The sequence below is a fragment of the Micromonospora sp. C51 genome, from assembly GCF_018070435.1.
Taxonomy (GTDB): Bacteria; Actinomycetota; Actinomycetes; order Mycobacteriales; family Micromonosporaceae; genus Micromonospora; species Micromonospora sediminimaris.
In genome coordinates this window covers 56,787-79,835 of record NZ_JAGPXQ010000026.1, presented here as the reverse complement: position 1 = coordinate 79,835, position 23,049 = coordinate 56,787, and the positions used below count along the sequence as shown (strand labels likewise).

17 protein-coding genes are annotated in these 23,049 nt (G+C 71.9%); 11 read left to right on the top strand and 6 right to left on the bottom strand.

The window, feature by feature from the left end; translation table 11 throughout:
- The first annotated feature begins 347 nt into the window (after positions 1-347).
- Positions 348-1,775 carry an aldehyde dehydrogenase family protein gene (locus KBX50_RS22720; RefSeq protein WP_210939608.1) on the top strand — a complete coding sequence of 476 codons (1,428 nt, stop codon included), beginning with the start codon at positions 348-350 and terminating at the stop codon, positions 1,773-1,775.
- A gap of 68 nt (positions 1,776-1,843) precedes the next feature.
- Here the strand turns inward: KBX50_RS22720 and KBX50_RS22715 are convergent, their stop codons facing one another.
- Positions 1,844-2,815, bottom strand: coding sequence for an SDR family NAD(P)-dependent oxidoreductase (locus KBX50_RS22715; protein ID WP_210939606.1), 972 nt, complete (start codon positions 2,813-2,815; stop codon positions 1,844-1,846).
- Between the two features lie 80 nt (positions 2,816-2,895).
- On the opposite strand from KBX50_RS22715, the gene KBX50_RS22710 reads away from it, so the two are divergent.
- A complete protein-coding gene (locus KBX50_RS22710; RefSeq protein ID WP_210939604.1) occupies positions 2,896-3,810 on the top strand; it encodes an AraC family transcriptional regulator in 915 nt (304 codons plus the stop codon).
- Between the two features lie 9 nt (positions 3,811-3,819).
- Here KBX50_RS22710 and KBX50_RS22705 read toward each other — a convergent pair whose 3' ends face one another.
- Together KBX50_RS22705 and mgrA are read right to left on the bottom strand one after the other, a co-directional pair.
- Positions 3,820-4,821 (bottom strand): 2-hydroxyacid dehydrogenase, encoded by a 1,002-nt coding sequence (locus tag KBX50_RS22705; protein WP_210939602.1) that lies wholly within the window; start codon positions 4,819-4,821, stop codon positions 3,820-3,822.
- A 109-nt stretch (positions 4,822-4,930) separates the two neighbouring features.
- Positions 4,931-5,926: an L-glyceraldehyde 3-phosphate reductase gene (mgrA, locus tag KBX50_RS22700; RefSeq protein WP_210939601.1), complete on the bottom strand. Its 996-nt coding sequence runs from the start codon at positions 5,924-5,926 to the stop codon at positions 4,931-4,933.
- A 71-nt stretch (positions 5,927-5,997) separates the two neighbouring features.
- Between mgrA and KBX50_RS22695 the strand changes: the two genes are divergently transcribed.
- The 4 genes from KBX50_RS22695 (at position 5,998) to KBX50_RS33665 (ending at position 10,437) form a co-directional block, all read left to right on the top strand.
- The gene (locus tag KBX50_RS22695) at positions 5,998-6,966 is read left to right on the top strand and encodes an aldo/keto reductase (protein WP_210939599.1); all 969 of its coding nucleotides are present in this window, start codon (positions 5,998-6,000) and stop codon (positions 6,964-6,966) included.
- 197 nt (positions 6,967-7,163) lie between these two features.
- The gene (gene fxsA / locus KBX50_RS22690; RefSeq protein WP_099847423.1) at positions 7,164-7,334 is read left to right on the top strand and encodes an FxSxx-COOH cyclophane-containing RiPP peptide; all 171 of its coding nucleotides are present in this window, start codon (positions 7,164-7,166) and stop codon (positions 7,332-7,334) included.
- A complete protein-coding gene (locus KBX50_RS22685) occupies positions 7,316-8,524 on the top strand; it encodes an FxsB family cyclophane-forming radical SAM/SPASM peptide maturase (RefSeq protein WP_307871043.1) in 1,209 nt (402 codons plus the stop codon). Before fxsA ends, KBX50_RS22685 begins: the two co-directional genes overlap by 19 nt.
- Positions 8,521-10,437, top strand: a complete 1,917-nt coding sequence (locus KBX50_RS33665; RefSeq protein WP_210939597.1) for an HEXXH motif domain-containing protein — start codon at positions 8,521-8,523, stop codon at positions 10,435-10,437. The genes KBX50_RS22685 and KBX50_RS33665 overlap by 4 nt, the downstream gene beginning before the upstream one ends.
- Here KBX50_RS33665 and fxsT read toward each other — a convergent pair.
- Together fxsT and KBX50_RS22670 are read right to left on the bottom strand one after the other, a co-directional pair.
- Positions 10,406-14,458, bottom strand: coding sequence for an FxSxx-COOH system tetratricopeptide repeat protein (gene fxsT, locus KBX50_RS33660; protein WP_210939595.1), 4,053 nt, complete (start codon positions 14,456-14,458; stop codon positions 10,406-10,408). The genes KBX50_RS33665 and fxsT overlap by 32 nt on opposite strands.
- Positions 14,445-15,734, bottom strand: a complete 1,290-nt coding sequence (locus tag KBX50_RS22670) for a TIR-like protein FxsC (protein WP_210939594.1) — start codon at positions 15,732-15,734, stop codon at positions 14,445-14,447. Before KBX50_RS22670 ends, fxsT begins: the two co-directional genes overlap by 14 nt.
- Positions 15,735-15,926: 192 nt before the next feature.
- Here KBX50_RS22670 and KBX50_RS22665 point away from each other — a divergent pair, with 192 nt between their 5' ends.
- From KBX50_RS22665 to KBX50_RS22655, 3 genes are all read left to right on the top strand, one after another.
- Positions 15,927-17,174, top strand: a complete 1,248-nt coding sequence (locus KBX50_RS22665; RefSeq protein WP_210939592.1) for a sensor histidine kinase — start codon at positions 15,927-15,929, stop codon at positions 17,172-17,174.
- On the top strand, positions 17,171-17,821 hold the full coding sequence (locus KBX50_RS22660) for a response regulator transcription factor (RefSeq protein ID WP_210939590.1): 651 nt from the start codon (positions 17,171-17,173) through the stop codon (positions 17,819-17,821). Before KBX50_RS22665 ends, KBX50_RS22660 begins: the two co-directional genes overlap by 4 nt.
- Positions 17,822-17,895: 74 nt before the next feature.
- Positions 17,896-18,963, top strand: coding sequence for a hypothetical protein (locus KBX50_RS22655; RefSeq protein ID WP_210939588.1), 1,068 nt, complete (start codon positions 17,896-17,898; stop codon positions 18,961-18,963).
- Positions 18,964-19,014: 51 nt separating this feature from the next.
- Here KBX50_RS22655 and KBX50_RS22650 read toward each other — a convergent pair whose 3' ends face one another.
- Complete coding sequence (locus KBX50_RS22650; protein WP_374224704.1) at positions 19,015-19,473, bottom strand: GNAT family N-acetyltransferase; 459 nt, start codon at positions 19,471-19,473, stop codon at positions 19,015-19,017.
- A gap of 84 nt (positions 19,474-19,557) precedes the next feature.
- Between KBX50_RS22650 and KBX50_RS22645 the strand changes: the two genes are divergently transcribed.
- Complete coding sequence (locus tag KBX50_RS22645) at positions 19,558-21,003, top strand: magnesium chelatase (RefSeq protein ID WP_374224703.1); 1,446 nt, start codon at positions 19,558-19,560, stop codon at positions 21,001-21,003.
- A 1-nt stretch (position 21,004) separates the two neighbouring features.
- A complete protein-coding gene (locus KBX50_RS22640; protein WP_210939576.1) occupies positions 21,005-22,957 on the top strand; it encodes a VWA domain-containing protein in 1,953 nt (650 codons plus the stop codon).
- Positions 22,958-23,049 lie beyond the last annotated feature (92 nt).

Below are 23,049 nucleotides of genomic sequence, written 5' to 3'. Positions count from 1 at the left end.
CACCCAGGCCCTCATCGCCCTGGCCCGCAGACTCGTCGACGTGCTCTGGGCACTGCTGCGCGACAACCGCGAATTCCACGACTCACCCCCGCTCACCGCGAGGGCTTGACACGATCATTGAGATTCCTTCCGCTTCCGCACCGCCGGGGTGGTCCGGCGGTACCGCGGCCAGACGCCCCTCAAAGGCTGAACAACCGCAGGTCCGGGGCTGTTTCCCAGGCTGGCACGAGCGGGCTCGGGCAGCCAGGTGCTGGTTGTCCGGGGATCCGGGGGCCCGACCGGCGACCTGCCAGCCACGGATCGGCTGTGCCTGGTTGGCCCCGGGCGACCAGCCAAGACTCGGATCCATGACGACCAACACCCACACACCCACCGGACACTGGATCAACGGCGAGGTGGACCCCGCCGGATCCGTCCAGACCATCACCGTCAGCAACCCCGCCACCGGGGAGATCGTCGCCGAGGTGCCCGCCGGCACCGCCGCGCACGTGGACCGGGCCGTCGCCGCCGCGCGGGCCGCCTTCCCCGGCTGGGCGGCCACCCCAGCCGTCGAGCGCGCCGCCGTGCTGCGGCGCATCAGCGCTGGCCTGCGCGAGCGGAGCGAGGAGATCGCCGCGGCGATCACCGCCGAGATGGGTTCGCCGCTGAGCATGTCCCGGACCGCCCAGGTGGGCTTCCCGATCGCGGTCGCCGATTCGTTCGCCACGTTGGCCGAGGACTTCGAGTGGACCGAGGAGGTCGGCAACTCGCTGATCGTCCGCGAGCCGATCGGTGTGGTGGGGGCGATCACGCCCTGGAACTTCCCGTTGCAGCAGATCGTGTCGAAGCTGGCACCCGCTCTGATCGCGGGCGACACGGTGGTGTTCAAGCCGTCGGAGGTGGCGCCGCTGACCGCGCGGATCCTCGCCGAGGTGACCGCCGAGGCGGGCCTACCGGCCGGCGTGTTCAACGTGGTCTACGGCACGGGGGACGTCGTCGGTGAGGCGATCTCGGCGCATCCGGACATCGACATGATCTCCTTCACCGGCTCCACCAGGGCCGGGCGGCGCATCTCGGCCGTCGCCGCCGAAACCGTCAAGCGGGTCGCGCTCGAACTCGGTGGCAAGGGCGCTCTCGTGATCCTCGACGACGCCGACCTGCCCCGGGCGGTGGAGACCGGGGTGATGATGGCGTTCGCCAACGGCGGCCAGGTCTGCGGCGCGTGGCCACGGATGCTGGTGCCGGCGTCGCGCCAGGACGAGGTCGTGCGCCTGGCGGTGGCTGCGGCGGCCCAGTACCCGGTCGGGGATCCGCGCGACGAGACCACCCGGATCGGTCCGATGGCGTACGAGGCCCACCGGCGCAAGGTCGACAGCTACATCGAGCGCGGTATCGCCGACGGGGCGAAACTCGTGTTCGGTGGTCCCGGCCGGCCCGACGGGCTGGAGCAGGGGGCCTACGTGCGGCCGACCATCTTCGCCGAGGTCGACCCGAACTCCACAATCGCCCAGGAGGAGATCTTCGGCCCGGTCCTGACCATCATCGGGTACGCCGACGAGGACGAGGCCGTGGAGATCGCCAACGGCACGATGTACGGCCTCACCGCCGGCGTCTTCGGCGAGCCCGAGCACGCGCTCGCCGTCGCCCGTCGACTGCGGGCCGGTCAGGTCGACGTCAACGGTGGCCACTGGAACCCGTACGCCCCGTTCGGTGGCTACAAGCAGTCCGGCAACGGCCGTGAGTTCGGCCGGGCCGGTCTGGAGGAGTTCCTGGAGACCAAGTCCATCCAGCGCTGACCGGGGCCGCCGTGGCCGGGAAGGAACGCCGTGTTTCTTCCCGGCCAGGACAGGGTGACAACGGCGGTTCAGGCGGCGACGGCCTGCTCCGAGTACCTCCACAGGCGCTCCGCCGCCGCCGGGTCGAGAGCGTGCGGGGCGACCCCCGCCTCGGCCTCCTCCGGCACCGGAGTCACCTCGGCCTCCTGGTTGTCCTCGAAGTACCGCCCGGTGACACCCTCGACGAGCGGTGAGGCGGCCAGCAGGACCGAGGTCGAAGCGCCCTGCTCGGGCGTCTTGTAGTAGTCCAACGGCACCCGGTTGCCGGCCTCGTCGAGCACCCCGAAGGCCCGCATCGTCTCGTCGTCGAGATGCCGCTGGAGATTGGTCAGGATGTAACCGGGATTGGCGGCGTTGGCGACGATTCCCTCGTCCGCCCAACGGTTGGCGATGCCGACGGCGAACAGCACCGTCGCGGTCTTCGACTGGCCGTACGCCGACCAACGGTCGTACGCGCGCTGCTCGAAGTGCGGATCGGCGAAGTCGAACGGTGCCCGTAGGTGCGCACCCGAACTGACCAGGACGACACGGGCCGAACCGGCGTCGCGGAGGTTGTCGTGCAGGCCGGTGACGAGCGCGAAGTGCCCGAGGTGGTTGGTGGCGAGTTGCGCCTCCCAGCCCTGAGCGGTGAGCTCACGGCTCGGCACGGCCATGATCCCGGCGTTGGCGATGACGGCATCCACCGGTCCCTGCCAGTCCGCCACGAAGGCGGCGACCGAGGTCAGGTCGGACAGGTCCAGCGGGGCGGCGTGGGCCGAGCCCGAGCGGGCTGACATCTCCTCGACCAGGTCGGCTGCGGCGGCGGGGCGACGGATGGCGATGGTCACCTCCGCCCCGGCGCCGACCAGGGCGCGTACGGTCTCGGTGCCGAGGCCGGAGGCGCCGCCGGTGACGATGATCCGGCGGCCGGTGAGGTCGACGCCGTCCAGTACCTCCGCAGCGGTCGTCCGGGGCCCGAACGGGGTGACGACCCGGGAACGGGTCTTCGTGTTGTCGTCCATGACGGCAACGTTAGGTTCCCCATGTCAGACGTACTATGGTTTTTCGTCCAGTTATCTTTAGTGTGAGTCCAGGAGGCAGCGTGGACCCGCTGCACGACGTGCTGACTCTGGTCGGCGTCACCGGCCGCCTCTCCGCCAGTATGGAGGCGGGCGGCAGCTGGGCGGTCGAGTTCGAGGCACCCGCGGGAATCAAGTTCAACGCGGTCCGCCGGGGGCGCTGCTGGTTGCGCCTCGATGGTTCCGCCGACTCGCTGCCCCTCGTGGCCGGTGACTGCTACCTGCTTACCCGTTCCCGGCCGTACACCCTGTTCAGCGACCCGGAGGCGGTCCCGGTGCCGGCGGGACCGATCTTCCTGGCGGCGACGGGCGGGGTGGCCCGGGCCGGGACGGGCGACGACTTCGCGGCCGTCGGCGGAGCGTTCCACTTCGGCGAACGGGCCCGCCCGCTGCTGCTCGACGCCCTTCCCCCGGTGGTCCATGTGCCCGGGACGGCCGCCGAGGCCGCCACCCTGCGCTGGGCCATCGACCAGGTCGACCGGGAACTGCGACAGCAGCGGGTCGCCGCCGGTCTCGTGGCCGAGCACCTCGCTCTCGTCATGCTGATCCAGATGCTCCGCCACCACCTCGCCGGTGCCGCCGCAGCGGCCACCGGTTGGTTGGCCGGCCTCGGTGACCCGGTGGTCGCCGTGGCGCTGCGGGAGCTGCACCAGCGGCCGGCACACCAGTGGACGGTGGCGGAGCTGGCCCGGGTCGCTTCGGTCTCCCGCTCGACCCTGGCGGCACGGTTCAGGGCGGTGGTCGGCCGGGCCCCGCTGGAATACCTCACCGACTGGCGGGTGGAACTCGCCGCCGACCGGCTCCGCCGGACCGACGACACCCTGGCCCGCATCGCGCAACTCGTGGGCTACGGCTCCGAGAGCGCCCTCAGCGTCGCCTTCAAGCGCGTCACCGGCCACCCGCCGCGCGTCTACCGCCGCCTCGCCCGGGTCCGCTGACGCCGGGAGTCAGCAGACCCGAGCTGCGGTGGGGACGGCGTCCGGGCCGTCCTGTTCGACGGCACAGAGGTTGGTGAGGGTGGTCTCGGCGATGTTGTGCAGGCCGTCCTCGGTGAAGAACGCCTGGTGCCCGGTGATCAGCACGTTGGGGAAGGTGGTGAGTCGGGCGAAGTCGTCGTCACCGAGCACCCGTTCGGAGCGGTCCTCGAAGAAGAGGTCGCTCTCCTCCTCGTACACGTCGAGGCCGAGATAGCCGATCCGGCCGCTCTTGAGGCCATTGATCACGGCCCGGGTGTCGACCAGCGCGCCCCGGCCCGTGTTGATCAGCATGACGCCCTCGCGGAGCAGGGCGATGCGTTCGGCGTCGATCAGGTGCCGGGTGTCCGGGGTGAGCGGGCAGTGCAGGGTGACGATGTGCGACTCGGCGAGCAACTGCTCCAGCGGCACGTACTCCACCCCGGCGGCGCGGGCCGCGTCGTTCGGGTACGGGTCGCTGGCCAGCACCCGGCAACCGAAACCCGCCATGATCTGGGCGACGCAGACACCGATCCGCCCGGTGCCGACGATGCCTACCGTACGGCCGTGCAGGTCGAAGCCGAGCAGGCCGGCGAGGGCGAAGTTGTGTTCGCGTACCCGGTTGTAGGCCCGGTGGATCTTGCGGTTCAGGGCGAGGATCAGGCCGGCGGTGTGCTCAGCCACCGCGTGTGGCGAATACTCCGGCACCCGCACCACGGTCAGGCCCAGTTTGCGGGCGGTGACCACGTCGACGTTGTTGAAGCCGGCCGAGCGCAGCGCCACCACCCGGACGCCGACCTCGGCGAGCTGGTCGAGCACCTCGGCGCAGAGGTCGTCGTTGACGAAGGCGCAGACCGCGTCCGACCCCTCGGCGAGCCGGGCGGTCTGTGCGGTGAGCCTCGGCTCCAGGAAGGTCAGCTCATGACCGGCTGCGGCGTTCGCCTCGGTGAGGAACGTCCGGTCGTACGGCTTGGTGCTGAACACTGCCACTCGCATGCGCCACCTCCACCGTCCACGCTAAGGCTGGACACCGGCCCGGGGGCAGGGTCCGACGACCCGCCGATCCGCGTCGGGCGACCCGGCTCGTGTCGAAGTGGGGTTCCGCTCAGGCCAACTGGGCGTCGATCTCGGCGAGCTCCTCGGCGGTCAGGTCGAGGTTCTCCGCCGCGGCGATGTTGGCCTCCAACTGCGGCACGCTGCTGGCGCCGATGATGAGGCTGGTCATCCGAGGGTCGCGCAGTGCCCAGACGAGCGCGAGCTGCGCGAGGGACCGGCCCCGGCGCTTGGCGATGGCGGCCAGCCCCCGGATGGTGGCCAGCCGCTGCTCGTTCACATCGCTCTCGTTCAGAAAGACGCTGGTGCGGACCCGGGAATCGGCCGGGATGCCGTCGAGGTAGCGGTCGGTGAGCAGACCCTGGGCCAGCGGGCTGTAGGCGATGCAGCCGGCACCGACCCGCTCCAGCGTGTCGAGCAGCCCGTCCTGCTCGGTCCACCGGTTGAACATCGAGTACGCGGGCTGATTGATCAGCAACGGGGTACCCAGGTCGCGCAGAATCGCCGCGGCCCGCTCGGTCTGCTCCGAGGTGTAGTTGGAGATGCCGACGTAGAGGGCCTTGCCGGAGCGGACGGCGGCGTCGAGGGCCCCCATCGTCTCCTCCAGCGGGGTGTCCGGGTCGTACCGGTGGCTGTAGAAGATGTCGACGTAGTCCAGGCCGAGTCGGCGCAGCGACTGGTCGAGCGAGGCGATCAGATTCTTACGGGAACCCCACTCACCGTACGGCCCGGGCCACATCAGGTAGCCGGCCTTGCTGGAGATGATCAGCTCGTCGCGGTACGGCTTGAGGTCGCCGGCGAGCATCCGGCCGAAGTTCTCCTCGGCGGAACCGGGCGGCGGCCCGTAGTTGTTGGCCAGGTCGAAATGGGTGACGCCAAGGTCGAAGGCGCGCCGGACGATGTCGCGCTGGCGCTCGAAGGGGCGGTCCGGCCCGAAGTTGTGCCACAGGCCGAGCGAGATCGCGGGCAACCGGAGCCCGCTGGCTCCGCTGCGCCGATAGGCCATCTGGTCGTAGCGCGTGTCTGCGGCGAGGAAGGTCACGATCATGACCATAGCCCGAGGTCCGATCGTTGCGTCGAGCTGCGGCCGTGGTGCGCCGCGACGGGTAGCGTCGACCCATGCGTTACGTGCGGCTCGACACCCCGAAGCCCCTGTCCAGGATCGGCCTCGGTACGTGGCAGTTCGGCTCGCGGGAGTGGGGGTACGGCCCGGACTACGAACGGCTGGCGGCGAACATCGTCCGGCGCGCCGTCGAGCTGGGCGTGACTCTCTTCGACACCGCCGAGGTCTACGGCTTCGGTCGCAGTGAGCGGCTCCTCGGCGCGGCGCTGGCTGCCGACCGGGACAAGGTCGCGGTCGCCACCAAGATCCTGCCGGTGTTGCCGGTCGCGTCGGTGGTGCAGCAGCGGGCGGTCGCCTCGGCGGCTCGGCTCGGCGTCACCAGCATCGACCTCTACCAGGTGCACCAACCCAACCCCCTGGTCAGCGACCAGCGGACCATGCGCGGGATGCGCGCGTTGCAGGACGTCGGCCTCGTCGCCGAGGTCGGGGTGAGCAACTACAGCCTGCGCCGCTGGCAGGTGGCGGAGACGGCGCTGGGCCGGCGGGTGCTCAGCAACCAGGTCCGCTACAGCATGCTGGACCGCAAACCGGAGGAGGATCTTCTTCGGTACGCCGAGCAGGCAGGCCGGTTGGTCATCGCGTACAGCCCGCTGGCGCAGGGCTTTCTCTCCGGGCGGTACGACGCGAACCATCCGCCCGTCGGCGCGATCCGGCGGGCCAACCCGTACTTCCTGCCGGAGAACCTGGAACGTGGCAGCGCGCTGATCGAGACGCTGCGCCAGGTGGCCGCCGCGCACGACGCGACGCCGAGCCAGATCGCCCTGGCGTACGTGCTGCGTCACCCGAACGTGGTGGCGATTCCCGGTGCGTCCAGCGTGGAGCAGATGGAGCGGAACGCCGCCGCCGCGGAGATCGATCTGACCGAGGACGAGTACGCCGCACTGGTCAACGCGGCCCGTGCGTTCCGACCGGTCACCGGGCTGGCCGCGATACCGAAGTTCGTCAGGTCCCGGGTACGCGGCTGACCGTGCGGCCGATGTCCGCCGCACCACCGGAAGCGTTGAAGGAGTTGACCCACCCGAGTCGCCGCGTTGCGCGATGCCGCTACGATGGCCCGGTTCGTTGGCGGGTTCGGCGGTAGGGGCGGGCTCTGGTCCGGCGGCTCCCGCACAAGTCATCGCTCATTCGGGCGCGAGTTTCCTTCGCGGGTGGACGGATCAATATGGATACGACCGAAGACGGCTCTCTGGGAGTCCTGGTGGACCTCAGCGACGTGAGCCTCGCCGATCTGCCGGAGCTGGACGGATCGCCGTTCGCCTGCTCACTGCGCCGGATCCTGGATGAGATCGACCGCCCGCAGGACGCGGTCGCCGGGTGGAACTCGGCGATGTGACCGTGCCGGCCGAGGGGCGTGGTCAGGCGTTGGTGGACCCTCCGGCAGCGGTGCGGCCGGTGCCCTTCTCCGAGTTCATCCTCAAGGTCCACAGCAGATGCAACCTGGCCTGCGACTACTGCTACATGTACGAGTTGGCGGATCGGCGCGCCCGCACCGACCCGCCGCTGATGTCGGCCGACATCTTCGACCTCACCTGCCGGCGGATCGCCGATCATGTCCGCGCGCACGAACTGAGCACGGCGCGCATCGTGCTGCACGGTGGTGAGCCGTTGCTGGCCGGCGCCGCGACGTTGGCGCGGATGGCCGAGCGGCTGCGAGCGGCGGCGCACCCCACCTCCGCCCGGGTCAGTGTGCAGACCAACGGCACCCTGCTCGACGAACGGGCGCTGTCCGTGCTGGCCGACGCGGGGGTGCTGATCGGGGTCAGCCTGGACGGCGACCGGGCCGCCAACGACAGGCGTCGACGGTATGCCTCCGGACGCGGCAGCTTCGACGAGGTGGACCGGGCGTTGCGGCTGCTGGCCGACCGCCCCGGGGCGTACGCCGGCATTCTCTGCGTGGTCGACCTCGACGCCGACCCCCGGCGGACCTACGAGGCCCTGCTGGCGTACCGGCCGCCGAAGGTGGACTTCCTGCTGCCGCACGCCAACTGGGACGCCCCGCCACCCGGGCCGGGGCGGGCCGCACGAGCGGACGCGTACGGCGACTGGCTCTGCGACGCCTTCGACGCGTGGTACGACGTGCCGGTGCGACTCACCCGGGTCCGGCTCTTCGAAGAACTGATCAACTTGATGCTCGGCGGGAGCAGCCGGACCGAGTCGGTGGGATTGAGCCCGGTCGCCGCTGTCGTGGTCAACACCGACGGCGGGTACGAACAGGTCGACACGTTACGGTCCACGTATCCCGGCGCGGTCGACACCGATCTGACGGTCTTCGACCACTCCTTCGACGACGTGCTGCGGCACCCTGCCGTGGCCGTACGCCAGGCGGGCCTGTCGGCGCTTGCCGCCGAGTGCCGGGCCTGTCCCGTCCACCTGGTCTGCGGCGGCGGCAACTACCCGCACCGGTACCGGGCCGGCAGTTTCCGCAATCCCTCCGTCTACTGCGGGGATCTGCGGCTGCTCATCGAGCACGTGTCGGGCCGGCTGCGCGCCGATCTGACCCGCCTGCGGAGCCGGGGCCGGTGAGCGGCTACCACCGGCTGCGACCGGCCGATCTCGACGCGCTCGCCGCCGGCCCGGGCGGCGCCCACCTGGTGCGTACGCTGCGTGCCGGGCAGATCAGCAAGCGGATGCTGCATCTGCGTGCGGTGCTCGACCTGGCCGATCCGGCCTCGACCTCGGCGTACTTCGCACTGCTCACCGCCGCGGTACGGCGCGATCCGGCGGTCGGCCCGGACCTGCTCGCCCTGCCGCACACCGGCGCATGGCTGGCGGTCACCCTGCGCCGGCTGCGTCAGCCGGTGGACACCCCCACAGGGCCGGCCGCGTCCGGCCGCACCACCGCCGGCCTGGCACTGCCGTCCGAGTCGGATCGCCCGGCCGAGGTCGACCTGGGATATCTCGGCGCGCTGGCGGCGACCGCGGCGATCCGGGCCGGCCTGGACTTCGAACTGACCCTCGCGGCGCCGGACGGTGAGGTGTTCCTGCCGTCCCTCGGGCGGGCTCGCTGCGGCGGCGCCGGCCCGGTGACCGTTGCCCGGTCCGGGGACCGGGTGCGGGTGGGCTCGGTGGAGATTCCCCTGCCCGACGACGACCTGCCGGCGGGTGTTGGTGGCGACCGCGACGGCTGGTCCGGTCTGCACCGGTTGACCAGCAGCGCCGACGGCCTCAGCGTCGAACTCTGGCTCGACGACCTCGACCCGTACCGCGACTGTCACCGGCTCTGCGCGACCGGGCGGTTGGACGCTGCCGTGGTCGGGCGGTGGCAGCGGATGCTCGACGACGCCTGGCCGATCCTGGTCCGGCATCATCGTGGACATGCGGAGGCGATCTCCGAGGGGCTGCGGACCGTGGTGCCGTTGCAGGCGGACTCGGCCAGTGCCGGGGTGAACGTCACAAGCATGGACGCTTTCGGCGCGGTCTCGATGACCCCGCCCGCCGACGGTACGGCGCTGGCCCTCGGCCTGCTGCACGAGTTCCAGCACGCGAAACTCGGTGCCGCCATCGACATCGAACCGCTGCACGACGCCGCGGACCGGCGGTACTACTACGCGCCCTGGCGGGACGATCCCCGTCCGCTCGGAGCCGCGTTGCACGGCGTCTACGCCTTCGTCGCGGTGACGGAGTTCTGGCGTACCCAACGGACGGTGCTCCCGCCCGGCCGGAGCCGACTGGCCGAGGTGGAGTTCGCCCGTTGGCGGGACCGAGTCGCCCGGACCTGCGCCGACATCCGGGCGTACGGGCCGCTGACAGCGGCCGGCCGCCGGTTCGTGGCCGGGCTGGGCGAGGTGATCGACGGCTGGCGGGGCGAGGTGGTGCCGGCCGAGGCCGCCACGTTGGCCCGGGAGGCGGCCGACGATCACTGGACGGTGTGGCGGATGCGTAACCGGCGACCGGAGGCACGGCTGGTGCGGCGGCTCGCCGAGACGTGGCTGGCGGGCGCCGGCTGCCCCGCGATCACCGTTCCGGTCGCGGTGCGACCGGCCGACGGCAGGTGGCTGAGCCGTAGCCCGCGACTGGATCTGGTCCGGCTGCGGTTGGCCGACCCGGCGCGCTTCGAGCGGCTGCGCAGCGGCACTGAACACCTCGCCGACGCGCTCCCGGAAGCGTCGGCCGGCGACCTGGCGTTGGCCGCGGATGATCACCTCGCGGCGCGTGCCTGGTACCAGCGGCAGTTGCGCCAGCAGCCGGACCACCTGGCGGCGTGGGTCGGCCTGACCCTGGCCGACGGTCGGCTACCGGCCGGCGAGGCGGCGATGCGCGCCGACCCGGAACTGTGTCGGGCCGTCCTGTGCGCGGTCGCGGAGTCCACGCCGGCACCGGACCCACTTGAGCTGTCCCGCTGGCTCGCCCCGGTGACGTGTGTGCCCGCCGCGGATGGTCCACGCCAGGTTCGGCCGACGCCGGTCAGGTCGGTGGCGGCTCAAGATCGCAGTTGAGCCGGTTCGCCTCGACGAGGGCGATGGTGTTCGGGTGCTCCTCGCCGAGCACCCGTCGGAACAGCGGCATGACCTGCTCCCGTAGCGACCGGGCACCGCCGTGGTCGCCGGTGACGCTGAGGCTGGTGGCGAGATTGTTCGCCACCGCCAAGGTGTCCGGGTGCCCCGGCCCGAGGATCCGCCGGCTGCGCTCGTACGCCTCCCGGTCGCTGGCCAGGGCCTCGGTGAACTGCCGCCGCCCGAACCGGCAGTTCGCCAGGTTGATGTTGGCCGCCAGGGTGTACGGATGATCCGCCCCGATCCGCTCGCTGAGCCGGGCGACCACCTCCTCGGAGACCTCGAAGGCGGCCTCCGCGTCGCCCGCCTTGCGGAGGAAGATCGAGAGATTGTTGGCGTACGCGAGGGTGAACAGGTGGTCCTCGCCCATGTTGTCGTGGTACCAGCGGTGCACCGGGCGGGCCCGGTGCAGCGCACCCACGTCGTCGCCGATCGCCGACTCGTCGCAGGCCAGATTCATCGCGCTGGCCTGCACGTCCGGATGGTCCGGGCCGTGCCGCCGGCGGGACCGCATCAGCACGTCGATGCTCAGCGCGTGTGCCCGTTCCAACTCACCGATCTTGCGTAGCGTGACCGCGTAGTTCTTCAACGCCCGCAGAGTCTCCGGGTCCTCCTCACCCAGCACCAGCCGGTGCGCCTCCACTGCGGCCTCCAGCACCCGTCGGGACTCGATGAGATCCCCGGTGTCGCGCAGGTCGCGGCCGTACTGGGCGGCCGAGAAGAGGGTGAACGGGTGCCTCGGGCCGAGCGTCTCCCGACGCCGGGCCAGCGTGCGCTCGTTGCGGCTCAGCGCGCCACGCAGGTCACCGACCAGGCGCAGCGAGATGGCCAGGTTGTGCGCCGCGATGAGCGCGCGGGGATGATCCTCACCGAACACCTCCCGAGCCAGTTCCTCGGTGCGCGTGTCGAGTTCCCGGGCCCGCTCGAAGAAGCCGAGTGCCCGCAGGTCGGCGGCGAGGCTGCCGGCCGCGATCACCGTGTACTCGTAGTCCTCGCCGAGCGTACGGCGGAGTCGGTCGTGCACGTCCCGGTCGATGTCGTAGGCGTCCTGGTAACGAGCGTCCAGACGGAGGGCGTTGGCCAGCTGGAACCGCATCATCAGCGTCTGCGGGTCGTCCGGGCCGTACCGCCGTTGCCACAGCTCGATCGCCTGCTCGGCAAACTCTGCGCAGGTGGCGAAGTCCACCCGGATCCACATGTAGCGGGCGACGTCGAGCAGCAGCTGCCGCACCTCGGGTTGGTCCGAGGTGAGGGTCCGCGACGGCAGCAGGTGCGGCCACAGCTCCGCGTACATCGGCCAGTTGCCCGGATGGTCCGGATCCTTGGGGTTGGCGGCGGCCAGGATGGCGTGCACCTGCTGGCGGTTCTCGTTCTTCTCCGCCGCCGACAGCGATTCCCGGATCAGCTCCTGCACCAGCGGATGCATGCTCAGGCTGGCCTGGCCAACCTCGTCGGCTCGGTCCGGGCCTCGGCCCCGCCCGCCGCCGCGCACGCTGTCGATGCGGGCCAGCGCGTACCGCCCGATGTCGCGCAGCGTCCGACCCATCAGCAGCGGGTCACGCAACGACGGGTCGTAGGGCAGCAGCACGTTTATGAAGCGGTCCCCGGTGATCAGCGACATCGGGATCGGCTCGCTGGCGAAGAAGGCGCAGACCTCCAGCAGCTTCGCCGCCGCCGGATTGCGTTCCCGCAGACTGTCCAGGGAGATCAGCCACGGCTGGGCGCCGGTCTGCTGGTAGTCGGCCGGCAGCTCCTCGGCGAGCATGTCCGGCAGGTAGCGCCGGACCCGGGTGAGGTACATGGCTGGTGATTCGCCGGTGGTGGCCAGCCACGCGCCCGCCTGCTCGATGGCCAGCGGCAGGTCACCGAGCCGGGCGGCGATCAGCTCGGCCTCACCGCGGGCCAGATGGCTGGCCCGCCGGACCAGCAGGTCCACGCTCTCCTCCCGGTCGAACGCACCCACTTCCAGCATCCGGGCGGGCCGAGCCCAGGCATGGTTGCGGGTGGTGACCAGGATGTGTCCGGAACCCTGGGGGATCAGGTCGAGCAGCTCGGTGGGATCGTCGGCGTTGTCCAGGATGAGCAGCCAGCGCCGGAACGGCACCCCGCGGCGCAGCACATCGAGGACCCAGCTGACCCGTTCGCTCACGCTGCCGCTCAGCGGGGCGTCCAGTTCGACGGCCAGCCGGTCGGCGAGCGCGTCCAGGGCGAGACGCAGGACGCTCGGCTGCTGCGCCGAGATCCACCAGACGATGTCGTACTCGGCGCGGAACCGGTAGGCGTACTCCAGCGCGATCTGGCTCTTGCCGACGCCGCCGAGCCCGTGCAGTGCCAGCGGCACGTGCCCCGCGTCGGAGCTGGAGAGCCAGTCGCGCATCTCCTCCAACAGCGGGCCGCGCCCGACGAACTGGACGTTGCGTGGCAGCGGCACCCGCCAGACCGGAGGCTCGTTTCCCGGGAACCGGCGGCGTCGCTGAGGGTCCTCCGGCTCGGGCGCGGGCCGGGCGGGGTGATCCAGCGCCTCCAGCAGCTTGGCCGTGGCCTCCTGCGCGCCGACACCCACCAGGTCGACCGGAATCCGTTCCAGGAACAGCCCGGGAGCGCGCGAGTTGTCCAGCCGGACCGGCACCAGGTAGCTGGTGCCGGTGGTGGGATCGTGGGTGGTGGCCCGGCTCCACAGCTGGGCCGCGTTCGGCGACTGCATGTACTCCTGGGACAGCAGCACGACGAGCCGGGCGGCGTCGTCCAGGCCGACGGTGGCCGGATCGCCGCCGGACGGGTTGGCCGGGAAGTCCACCTCGCGCATCACCGTGCGCAGGCCGGCGGCGCGAAGCTCGTCGCAGATCCACTCCGCCCAGGCCCGGTCCAGGGCCGCGTAGCTGACGAAGACGTCGGGAGCGGCGCCGCCGAGCCGCTGCCGCTCGAACTTGGCCAACCACGTGCGTCGGAGCCGATCGTCCATCGGAGGCAGGTCCTCGACGTCGCCCTCGGTGATCGCACGGGTCAGCCGCTCGTACGCGGCCAGGAGGCTGGCCTCGTGGTGCGCGCGGTCCCCGAAGGTCGCCAGGATCTCCTCGTAGGCGTAGTACGGCTGGTAGGGGATCTCGACCTCGCCCCAGTACCGGTCACTCTCCTCGGGCGTGAACCTCGGCAGCAGCGGGGTGAACCGCCGGCGTGCCTGATCCCGGCCGGCCTCCAGCTTGAGCTGCTCGGCGTTGTCGACCCGCATCGGCACCGGCAGGATCCGCACCGGACGGTCGCCACGCTGCCGGACGATCGACCGGGCCACCGCAGCGGCACCGTCGATGCTCTGCTCGTTCAGCGTGAAGGAGGCGACCACCGTGTCGGGCAGCCGGACCGTGCAGATGCCGGCGCCATCACTGACTCCCGTCCGGCTGTCGATCAGCACGTAGTCGTAGTTCGCCCGCATGCTGGCGGCCAGCGCGTCCAGGAAGGCGTTGCCGCCGAGCTTCTCGAAGAACGTCTGCCAGTCGAAGGTGCTGACCGCCTTCGTGTACGACGGATCCTGACGCCCGGCGGGCAGCAGGTCCAGGAAGCCGGGGCGGGCGGGATGGGCCGCACCGGACACCTCCCGGGGTGGCGGCGGGAAGCGCCACTCCAACGACACCGCGTGCCGCAGCACGTCGGCGGCCGTGTCGACCCAGTCCGGATCCTCCGTCTCGTCCATGGGACGTACAGCGGCGTCGGCGTAGTCGCGTGCCATGTCGATCACGCCGCGCGAGGTGCGTAGGTCCTTGTCCAGCAGGAACGGGTGGAAGTATCGGTGCAGGCCCGGCGATTCCAGGTCCCAGTCCACGGCGAGCACCCGGTGGCCGTTCGCGGCGAGGATCCAGGCCACGTTCGCCAGCGCCATGGTGCGGCCGGTGCCGCCCTTGTACGAGTAGAACGTGATGATCCGGCCTTCCCTGCCGCTGGCCGTCGCGATCGCGTCACTGATCGTCACGCTGATCCTCCCGTTCACGCTGATCGTCGTCGCGCGCCCACGGGCCGTCGAGTCGCGGCGGCGAGGTGTCCGTAGACGGGTCGGGTGGCCGATGCACCGAACCTCGACTGAACACGCGGTTGCGGGCGACCTCCAGCACCTGCGGAAGCAGCTCCTCGAAGGCGCGGTGGGTGATGATGTTCGAGCGGTAGAGCTCGTCGTCCGAGGTGAACCCGTCGAAGATCTCCCGGCAGGCGCGGGAGAGCTCCTGCCACTGCTCGCGGGTCTCCGGGTCGTCACGACTGCCGGGGATGAGGACCGCGGTGGCGGCACGCTGGTCGCCACCCAGCGCCACCGAGGCGTGCTCGATCAGCGCCTGCCGCCGCTGCGGCAGTCGGGTCAGCCAGGCGTCGACGATCAGCACCAGCAGCTGGTTGTAGCGGGCGGCCTGCTCGGCGCTGCGGGGCAGCTTGTCCACCTCCACCACTGTGGACTGGTAGCTGTGGTCGGCGGCGATCTCCCGGGCGTAGTCGATGAGCGGCTCGGGCATCGGCGGGCGGTACGGCGCCCATTGCAACGCGTCGTCGCCGTACGCGGCGAGGTGTTGCCGAACCCCGCGCATCTCGTCCCGGTCGGTGGCGGCCACGACGAAGTGGACCAGCATCGACTGGGTGTAGTCGTCACCGTCGAGGCGGGTGGCACCGTCGGCGGTCGGCCTGGCGTGGAAGGCGCTCTCGACGGTGTGCAGCTCGATCGGGCGGCGATGCTCCGGCAGCGGATGAGCCTCCACACTTGTCACGATCTGATTGGCCAGCTCGAACAGGAAGGTGCGGTAGTCGTCGCTGTGCCGCTGGAGGCGCATCAGCTGCCGTACGCCGAGGCGCTGGTACAGATCGCCCAGGCTGTCGGAGGAGTACTGCAACGGCTGGGCGACCGGGTGGATGCGTCCGGGCTGCGCCGGGATCCACATCAGTGGTTTGAGCAGCGAGGTGTCCACTCGTCGCTGGCTCTCGAACCGGGCGGTGCGCTCGGCGAAGAACTGCCACTCCTGGCCGCACGGCTTGCTCTGGAAGTAGCGAGGTGTCATCAGGGCAAGAAAGGAACCGCAGCTGCCGAGCGCCTCGACCAGGCGCTGCGGCCACCGCTCACCCACCATGATCATCCGGTCGACGAAGCCGACCCGTTCGTCCCGGGACAGACCGGCGATCAGCCGAACCTCGGCACTGAGATCCTCGTAGAACCGCTGGACGAGTGCGTCCTCGTCGCCTCTGGCGTAGCTGAGGAAGAAGTACAGCACCGCACCTCCGCGCCTGGGACTCTGCCGTGGGGTGGCTGGGTCGTGGCTGTCGCCGGTGGGCCAGGTGCCAGCGGCCGTGGCGGCGGGAGCTTCACCGCGAGTATAGGTGCGGAAGCGGGGCGTGGCAGCCACCTGAACTGTCGTATCCCAGGTGGCGGTGACCGGCCGGTCGGGCATCGGCATCATGAGGCGATGAATCCTCCCGCGCCGCTGCGTCCGTTGGTCGCCGCCTCCACCTGGCGGCGCGGCGTGTTCCTGTTGCTCGGTGGCGTGCTCGCGTTGCCGTACGCGTTGCTGCTGGTGGCTTTCGCGCAGCTGTTCACCACCTCCGGGGTGCCCCGGCCACTGGTCCTGGTGCTGCTGGTGCCGGCGGCCACCATCGCCGTCGTACCGATCTTCCTCGGCGGTAGTCGCGCGCTGGAGATCGCGGCGGTCCGTGGGCTGCTCGGGGTCGACCTGCCCGAGCCGCTGCCCGGTCATCGACTCGACCGGGAGACCCGGTTGCGCGCCGCGCTCTGGATCGGACTGCACCTGATCAGCGGCGCGCTGGTGGTGGCCGCGCTGTTCAGCGCGGTGCCGATGGCGTTGGCGTTCATCAGCGCGCAGGCCGGTGTGGACGTCGGAATGACCGGTGCCGAGCGGTTCGGGCCGCTCCACGCCGGTGACAGCGGCTGGTTGACGCTCGTCGGGCTGCTCGTGCTGGTCGCACTCGGTTACGTCGTGGCCGGGCTCGGTACGCTTGCCGCGTCGATGGCCCCGGCGCTGCTGGGACCAGCGTCGGCCGAGCGGATCGCGGCGCTGGAGGCCCGGGCCACGCGGCTGGCCGAACGTAACCGGCTGGCCCGGGAACTGCACGACTCGGTCGGCCACGCGCTGACCGTCGCCACCCTCCAGGCCGGCGCCGCCCGCGAGGTGCTCGACGGCGACCCGGAGTTCGTTCGTCGGGCGCTGGCCGCCATCGAGGAGACCGCTCGGCGTGCGATGGACGATCTCGACCAGGTGCTCGGGTTGCTACGGGAGACCGGGGAACCGACAGCCCGTACGCCCCAGCGGACCCTGTCCGACCTGGACGGGCTGATCGCCGACACCCGGGCCGCTGGCACGTCGGTACGCAGCCGCAGCAGTGGGTCGCTGGACGCCCTGCCGGCGGCGGTCTCCCGGGAGGGCTACCGAATCGTGCAGGAGGGGTTGACCAACGCAGCCCGGCACGGCCACGGGCCGGTGACCCTGCGGGTGGACGTGTCGCCGGACGGTCTGGAGATCGAGCTGGTCAACGGGGTGGCTCAGCCGCCGTCCGGCAGCGCGGCGGTTCCGGGTGGTGGGCGGGGGCTGATCGGCATGCGGGAGCGGGTGCTGCTGCTCGGCGGCCGGATCACCGCCAAAATGGACGGAGGACGATGGCGGGTTCGGGTGTGGCTGCCGATCGGGGCGGACGGATGAGCGTGGCAGTGTTGATCGTCGACGACGACGAACTGGTCCGGATCGGGCTGCGGACCATCCTCGACGCCCAGCCGGACCTGCGGGTCGTCGCCGAGGCCGCAGACGGTTCGGAGGTACCGCCGCTGGTCGCCCGGCACCGCCCACAGGTGGTGCTGATGGACGTGCGGATGCCCGGGATCGACGGCATCCAGGCCACCCGGCGGTTGCTGGCCACCTCGGCCGAGCCGCCCCGGGTGCTGGTCATCACCACCTTCGCCAACGACGAGTACGTCTACGACGCGCTGCGCGCCGGGGCGAGTGGTTTCCTGCTCAAGCGGGCCCGGCCGGCCGAGGTGGTCGCGGCGGTACGGGTGGTGGCGCGCGGTGAGTCGCTGCTCTTCCCGGCCGCGATCCGGCGGCTGGTCGGGGCGTACGGGCGGCGGAACGCCGACGGGCTGCGGGCGGCCCGGCTCACCGAACGGGAGGGAGAGGTGCTGCGGCTGATGGCGGCCGGACTGTCCAACCCGGAGATCGCCGCCCGCCTGGTGGTGGGTGTCGAGACGGTGAAGACGCACGTCGGCAACGTGCTGACGAAGCTCGGGGTGCGTGACCGCACCCAGGCGGTGATCGCCGCGTACGAGTCGGGGTTCGTCACCCCCGCCGGCTGAGATCCCCCTCGCGGGGGAGACGGTTCACCGCCGTACGGGAGGGCAGGCCGGGTGCCTCAGCCGAGGCTGGGTTCATGACAAACGTAGCCCTACCCGAGCACCGTGCGACGACCCGTCGTCCCGGCCTGCTCGCCCCACTCGCGGCCGGTTGGCTCGGGCTGTGGGGCCTGCTCGCCCTGGTGGCCGCCAGCACCGGCGCCGGCTACCCGTTCGGCGCCGATGACCCGCACCGGGAATCGACCCTGCTCCGGCTGCTCCCGGCGGAGGCCGGGCCGCCGTTCTTCGCCGGGATGCTGCTCACCGCCGCCGCACTGGTCCTGGTCAGCCGCAGGGCCGAGCTGACCGGCCCGCCACGGGTGCTGCTGCTCGGCTACGGCTGGGCGGTCGCGTTCGTGCTGGCCGTGGCGGTGCCCGGCGTGCAGGTGCTGGCCCTGCTCGGCTACGCGCCGATGCTGCTGATCGGTGCGCCCTTCGGCTGGCCGCCGGTGGACTACGCCGACGTGTTCACCTGGGCGCTGACCGCTCGCGTCGCCGCGGTGAGCGGCGGTGTGCTGTTGAGCGGGGTGCTGCTGAGGTGGCAGCGGCGTACCGCGGGTTGCTGCGTGGGGTGTGGCCGCGACGGCACCGACCGGGGCTGGACCACTCCGGCATCCGCCGCCCGCTGGGGCCGCTGGGCCGCCTGGATCGCGGCCGTGATCCCCGTCGGGTACGCGCTGACCCGGTTCGCCTGGCTGGCCGGCATCCCGCTCGGCCTCGCGCGGGAGGACCTCGCCGAGTTGCGGGAGAGCGGCGCCGTCTGGGCCGGGTTCGGGCTGGGCGCCTTCGCCATCGTCGGCGCGGTGCTCACCCTGGGGTTGGTACAGCGTTGGGGTGAGCGATTCCCCGGCTGGATGGTCGGGCTGGCCGGTCGGCCGGTGCCGGTGCGGCTGGCCATGATCCCGGCGACGGTGGTCGTGGTCCTGGCCACCGCCGCCGGCCTGAACGCGCTGAGCCTCCCGGAGTTCTGGCAGCCCGATCGCGGGCTCAGCGCGGCGGGTCTCCCGCTGATGTTCTTTCCGCTCTGGGGGCTCGCGCTCGGTGCCGCGACGTACGCGTACCACCTGCGTCGTCGGGGCGTCTGCGGTCGCTGCAACCTGGGGTGACCGGTGGCCCGGTCCGTCGTCCGACACGGGGGTGGGCGGCGGACCGGGCTGTCACGGCAGGTCGCGGGCGTAGCAGACGGATAGCGGTTCGTCCCGGTACGGCCCGAAATTGTCGATGCGCCGGTAGCCCTCCCGCTCGTAGAAGCGCATCGCGTCAGGCTGGGCGGTGCCGGTCTCCAACAGCAGGGTGCGTACCCCGGCGTCGCGGGCGGCCTGTTCCAGGGCGCGCAGGATGGCGGTCGCGACGCCGGTGCCCCGGGCCGGCGGGCTGACGTACATCCGTTTGATCTCGGCGGAGCCGGCGGCGAGGAAGCGCAGGCCGCCGCAGCCCACGGCGGTGCCGCCGGAGTCTCGGGCGATCAGGAAGACGCTCACCGTCTCGGCCGTGGGCTCCTCGCCCGGCTCGTGGTCGTCGCAGCCGTAGCGGGCGTCGAGTTCGGTCCGCTGGGCGGCGCGCAGCCGGACGGCGTCGGTCGACTCCCAGGGTTCGCGATCGATGGAGAGCACCACCGCCTCCTTCTCATCCGGCAGAGTTCATGATCATGCCAGGTCGACAGGGGTCGACGGCGGCAGGTGCGCGCTAGCGTGGGCGGGGTGAGTGAGTCTTCGCCTGTTTCGCCGCTCCCGCCGGCCGACCTGCCCGCCACGCTCGGTGCGCTGCGCGCCGCCGGGCACCGCTACCGCACCGTCAAGCAGGAGCTACGCGACAACCTGCGGGCCCGGATGCGGGACGGCGCGCCACGGTTCGCCGGCATCGTCGGGTACGACGACACCGTGCTGCCTGAAGTCGAGCGGGCGTTGCTCGCCGGGCACGACATGGTCTTGCTCGGCGAGCGGGGCCAGGGCAAGACCCGGCTGATCCGGTCGCTGGTGACGCTGCTGGACGAGTGGACGCCGGTGATCGTCGGCTCGGTGCTCAACGAGCACCCGCTGCATCCGGTCACCCCGGCGTCGCGGGCGCTGGTCGCCGAGGCCGGCGACGACCTGCCGGTGGGCTGGCTGCACCGCTCGATGCGCTACGGCGAGAAGCTGGCCACCCCCGACACCAGCGTGGGTGACCTGATCGGCGATGTGGACCCGATCCGGCTGGCCCAGGGGCGTACGCTCGGCGACCCCGAGACGATCCACTTCGGGTTGGTGCCGCGTACCAACCGGGGCATCTTCGCGGTCAACGAGCTGCCCGACCTGGCCGAGCGGATCCAGGTGGCGCTGCTCAACGTGCTGGAGGAGCGGGACATCCAGGTACGCGGCTACCAACTGCGGCTGCCGCTGGACCTGCTGCTCGTCGCCAGCGCCAACCCGGAGGACTACACCAACCGGGGTCGGATCATCACCCCGCTCAAGGACCGCTTCGGCGCGGAGATCCGCACCCACTACCCGACCGACCTGGAGCTGGAGCTGGCCCTGATCCGGCAGGAGGCCGACCTGGTCGCCGAGGTGCCGGAGCACGTGCTGGAGGTGCTGGCCCGGTTCGCCCGGGCGGTACGCGAGTCGCCGTCGGTGGACCCACGTTCCGGTGTCTCCGCCCGGTTCGCCATCGCCGCAGCGGAGACCGTCGCCGCCGCCGCGCTGCGCCGGGCGTGCCTGCTGGGCACCGACTCGGAGCCGCCGTCGGCCGAGGCGGTGGCGCGGGTGGGCGACGCGGTGTCGGTGACGTCGACGCTGCGCGGCAAGGTGGAGTTCGAGAGCGGCGAGGAGGGCCGGGAGATCGAGCTGCTCGGCCACCTGCTGCGTACCGCCACCGCCGAGACGTTCCGGGCCCGACTGGCCGGGCTGGACCTGTCCGGCTTCACCGCGCTGGTCGAGGACGGGCAGGCGGTCGAGACCGGGGAGCTGGTGTCGGCGGCTGACCTGCTGCGTCAGGTGGGCACGGTGCCGGGGTTGGCCAAGGTGCTCGACCGGCTCGGGATCGGCGACGCGCCGACCACCGGGCAGGCCGCGGCGGCCGTCGAGTTCGTGCTCGAAGGGCTGTATCTGAGCCGCCGGCTGGGCAAGGACGTCACCGACGGCGGGCGGACCCGCTACGGCGGCCGGGACTGAGATGGCCGGCAACCGGTTCCGGTACGGGCAGTGGCGCGGCGGCCCCGATCCGCTCGCGCCCCCGTACGACGTGCAGGCCGCGGTGGACCAGGTCGGCGCGGAGGTGCTGGCCGGCGGCAGCCTCCGGGACGCGCTGCGGGATCTGCTGCGCCGGGGCCCGCAGGGGCGTGGTGGGCTGGACGGGCTGACCGCCCGCGCCCGCCGGCTGCGCCGCGAGGCGTTGCGCCGGGGTGAGCTCGACGGGGCGGTGACCCGGGCGCGGGCGCTGCTCGATCAGGCGCTGGCCGCCGAGCGGGACGAGTTGGCCCGCCGCGACGACGAGGCGGCCCGGTTCGCCGAGACGGTGCTTGACGATCTCCCCCGCTCGACCGCGCAGGCGGTGCGGGACCTGTCCGACTACCGGTGGGCGAGCGACGAGGCCCGGCAGACCTACCAGCGGATCCTCGACGGGCTGCGCGACGACGTGCTCGGCCAGCGCTTCGCCGGGCTGCGCGACTCGGCGCGGCTGGCCGGCGACCCGGCGGTGCAGGAGCAGGTCGCCGAGATGATGCGGGACCTCAACGCCCTGCTGGCCCGGCACGCCCGCGCCGAGGACACCACCGACGCGTTCGCCGAGTTCATGCGCCGGCACGGCGACTTCTTCCCGGAACACCCGCGCGACGTGGACGAACTGATCGACATCCTGGCCCGCCGATCGGCGGCCGGCCAGCGGCTGATGAACTCGCTGTCGGAGCGGCAGCGGGAGGAACTGGCCGGGCTGATGCGCGAGTCCCTCGGTGACCGGCTCGCCGGTGAGCTGGCCGCGTTGGAGGGGAACCTGCGGGCGCTCCGGCCCGACCTGCGCTGGGGGCGGGGTGAGCGGACGCAGGGTGGCCAGCCGCTGGGCTACGGCGAGGCGACCGGGGCGCTCGACGAGATCGCCGAACTGGACGACCTGCTCGACCAGTTGGGCCAGGCACACCCCGGGGCGACCCTGGACGACATCGACGTCGACGCGGTGGCCCGGACGCTGGGCCGCGACGCGGCCGACGACGTACGCCGCCTGCGGGAGCTGGAGCGGGAGCTGCGCCGACAGGGCTGGGTGACCCGTGACGCCGAAGGTCTGACGTTGAGTCCGAAGGCGCTGCGTCGCCTCGGCGGCACCGCGCTGCGCCAGGTCTTCGCCGAGCTGACCGCCGGTCCGCGTGGTCAGCACGACCTGCGCTCGGCCGGGGCGGCCGGCGAGGTGACCGGGGCGTCGCGGCCCTGGGAGTACGGCGACGAGCAGCCGCTGGACGTGGTGCGGACCCTGACCCGGGCGGTCCGCCGGGCCGGTCCCGGGGTCCCGGTGCAACTGGCCGTCGAGGACTTCGAAGTGGTCGAGACCGAGCGGCGGGCGTCGGCGGCGGTGGCGCTCTGCGTCGACCTGTCGTACTCGATGATCTCGCAGGGTCGGTGGGGGCCGATGAAGCAGACCGGGCTGGCCCTGGCGCACCTGATGGCCACCCGGTTCCCGCAGGACGCGTTGCAGATCATCGGGTTCGGCCGGCGGGCGGAGACGCTGACCCAGCAGGAACTGGCCGCCGTCGAGCCGGACATGATGCAGGGGACCAACCTGCAACACGCGTTGCGGCTGGCCGGCCGGCACCTGCGGCGTCATCCGGACGCGGAGCCGGTGGTGCTGGTGGTCACCGACGGGGAACCGACCGCCCACCTGGACCCGGACGACGGTGAGGCGCTGTTCGCCTGGCCGTCGTCACCGGAGACGATCGAGGCGACGGTCCGGGAGGTGGACCGGCTCGGCCGCTACGGGGCCACCCTGAACCTCTTCATGCTCGGCGACGATCCCGGCCTGCGCCGGTTCGTCGACGCGGTGGCCCGACGCAGCGGTGGACGGGTCTTCACCCCGGACGCCGACGACCTCGGCGAGTACGTGGTCAGCGACTACCTGCGGGCCCGGCGGGGCCGCCGCTAGTCCGCGCTTCATGAGGCTCGCCCGAGCGAGCCGAGGCTCAGGCGGTGGTCCGGCCAGGCGGAGGTCTGTCCGGATACCGGTGTTGTATCCGG

Excerpts from the sequence above, each read along its gene's own strand:
- KBX50_RS22660 (WP_210939590.1), top strand. The coding sequence starts at position 17,171 with ATGAGCGTGGCAGTGTTGATCGTCGACGACGACGAACTGGTCCGGATC.
- KBX50_RS22695 (WP_210939599.1), top strand. The coding sequence starts at position 5,998 with ATGCGTTACGTGCGGCTCGACACCCCGAAGCCCCTGTCCAGGATCGGC.
- fxsA (WP_099847423.1), top strand. The coding sequence starts at position 7,164 with ATGGATACGACCGAAGACGGCTCTCTGGGAGTCCTGGTGGACCTCAGC.
- KBX50_RS22720 (WP_210939608.1), top strand. The coding sequence starts at position 348 with ATGACGACCAACACCCACACACCCACCGGACACTGGATCAACGGCGAG.
- KBX50_RS22715 (WP_210939606.1), bottom strand. The coding sequence starts at position 2,815 with ATGGACGACAACACGAAGACCCGTTCCCGGGTCGTCACCCCGTTCGGG.
- KBX50_RS22665 (WP_210939592.1), top strand. The coding sequence starts at position 15,927 with ATGAATCCTCCCGCGCCGCTGCGTCCGTTGGTCGCCGCCTCCACCTGG.
- KBX50_RS22655 (WP_210939588.1), top strand. The coding sequence starts at position 17,896 with ATGACAAACGTAGCCCTACCCGAGCACCGTGCGACGACCCGTCGTCCC.
- KBX50_RS22640 (WP_210939576.1), top strand. The coding sequence starts at position 21,005 with ATGGCCGGCAACCGGTTCCGGTACGGGCAGTGGCGCGGCGGCCCCGAT.
- mgrA (WP_210939601.1), bottom strand. The coding sequence starts at position 5,926 with ATGATCGTGACCTTCCTCGCCGCAGACACGCGCTACGACCAGATGGCC.
- KBX50_RS22705 (WP_210939602.1), bottom strand. The coding sequence starts at position 4,821 with ATGCGAGTGGCAGTGTTCAGCACCAAGCCGTACGACCGGACGTTCCTC.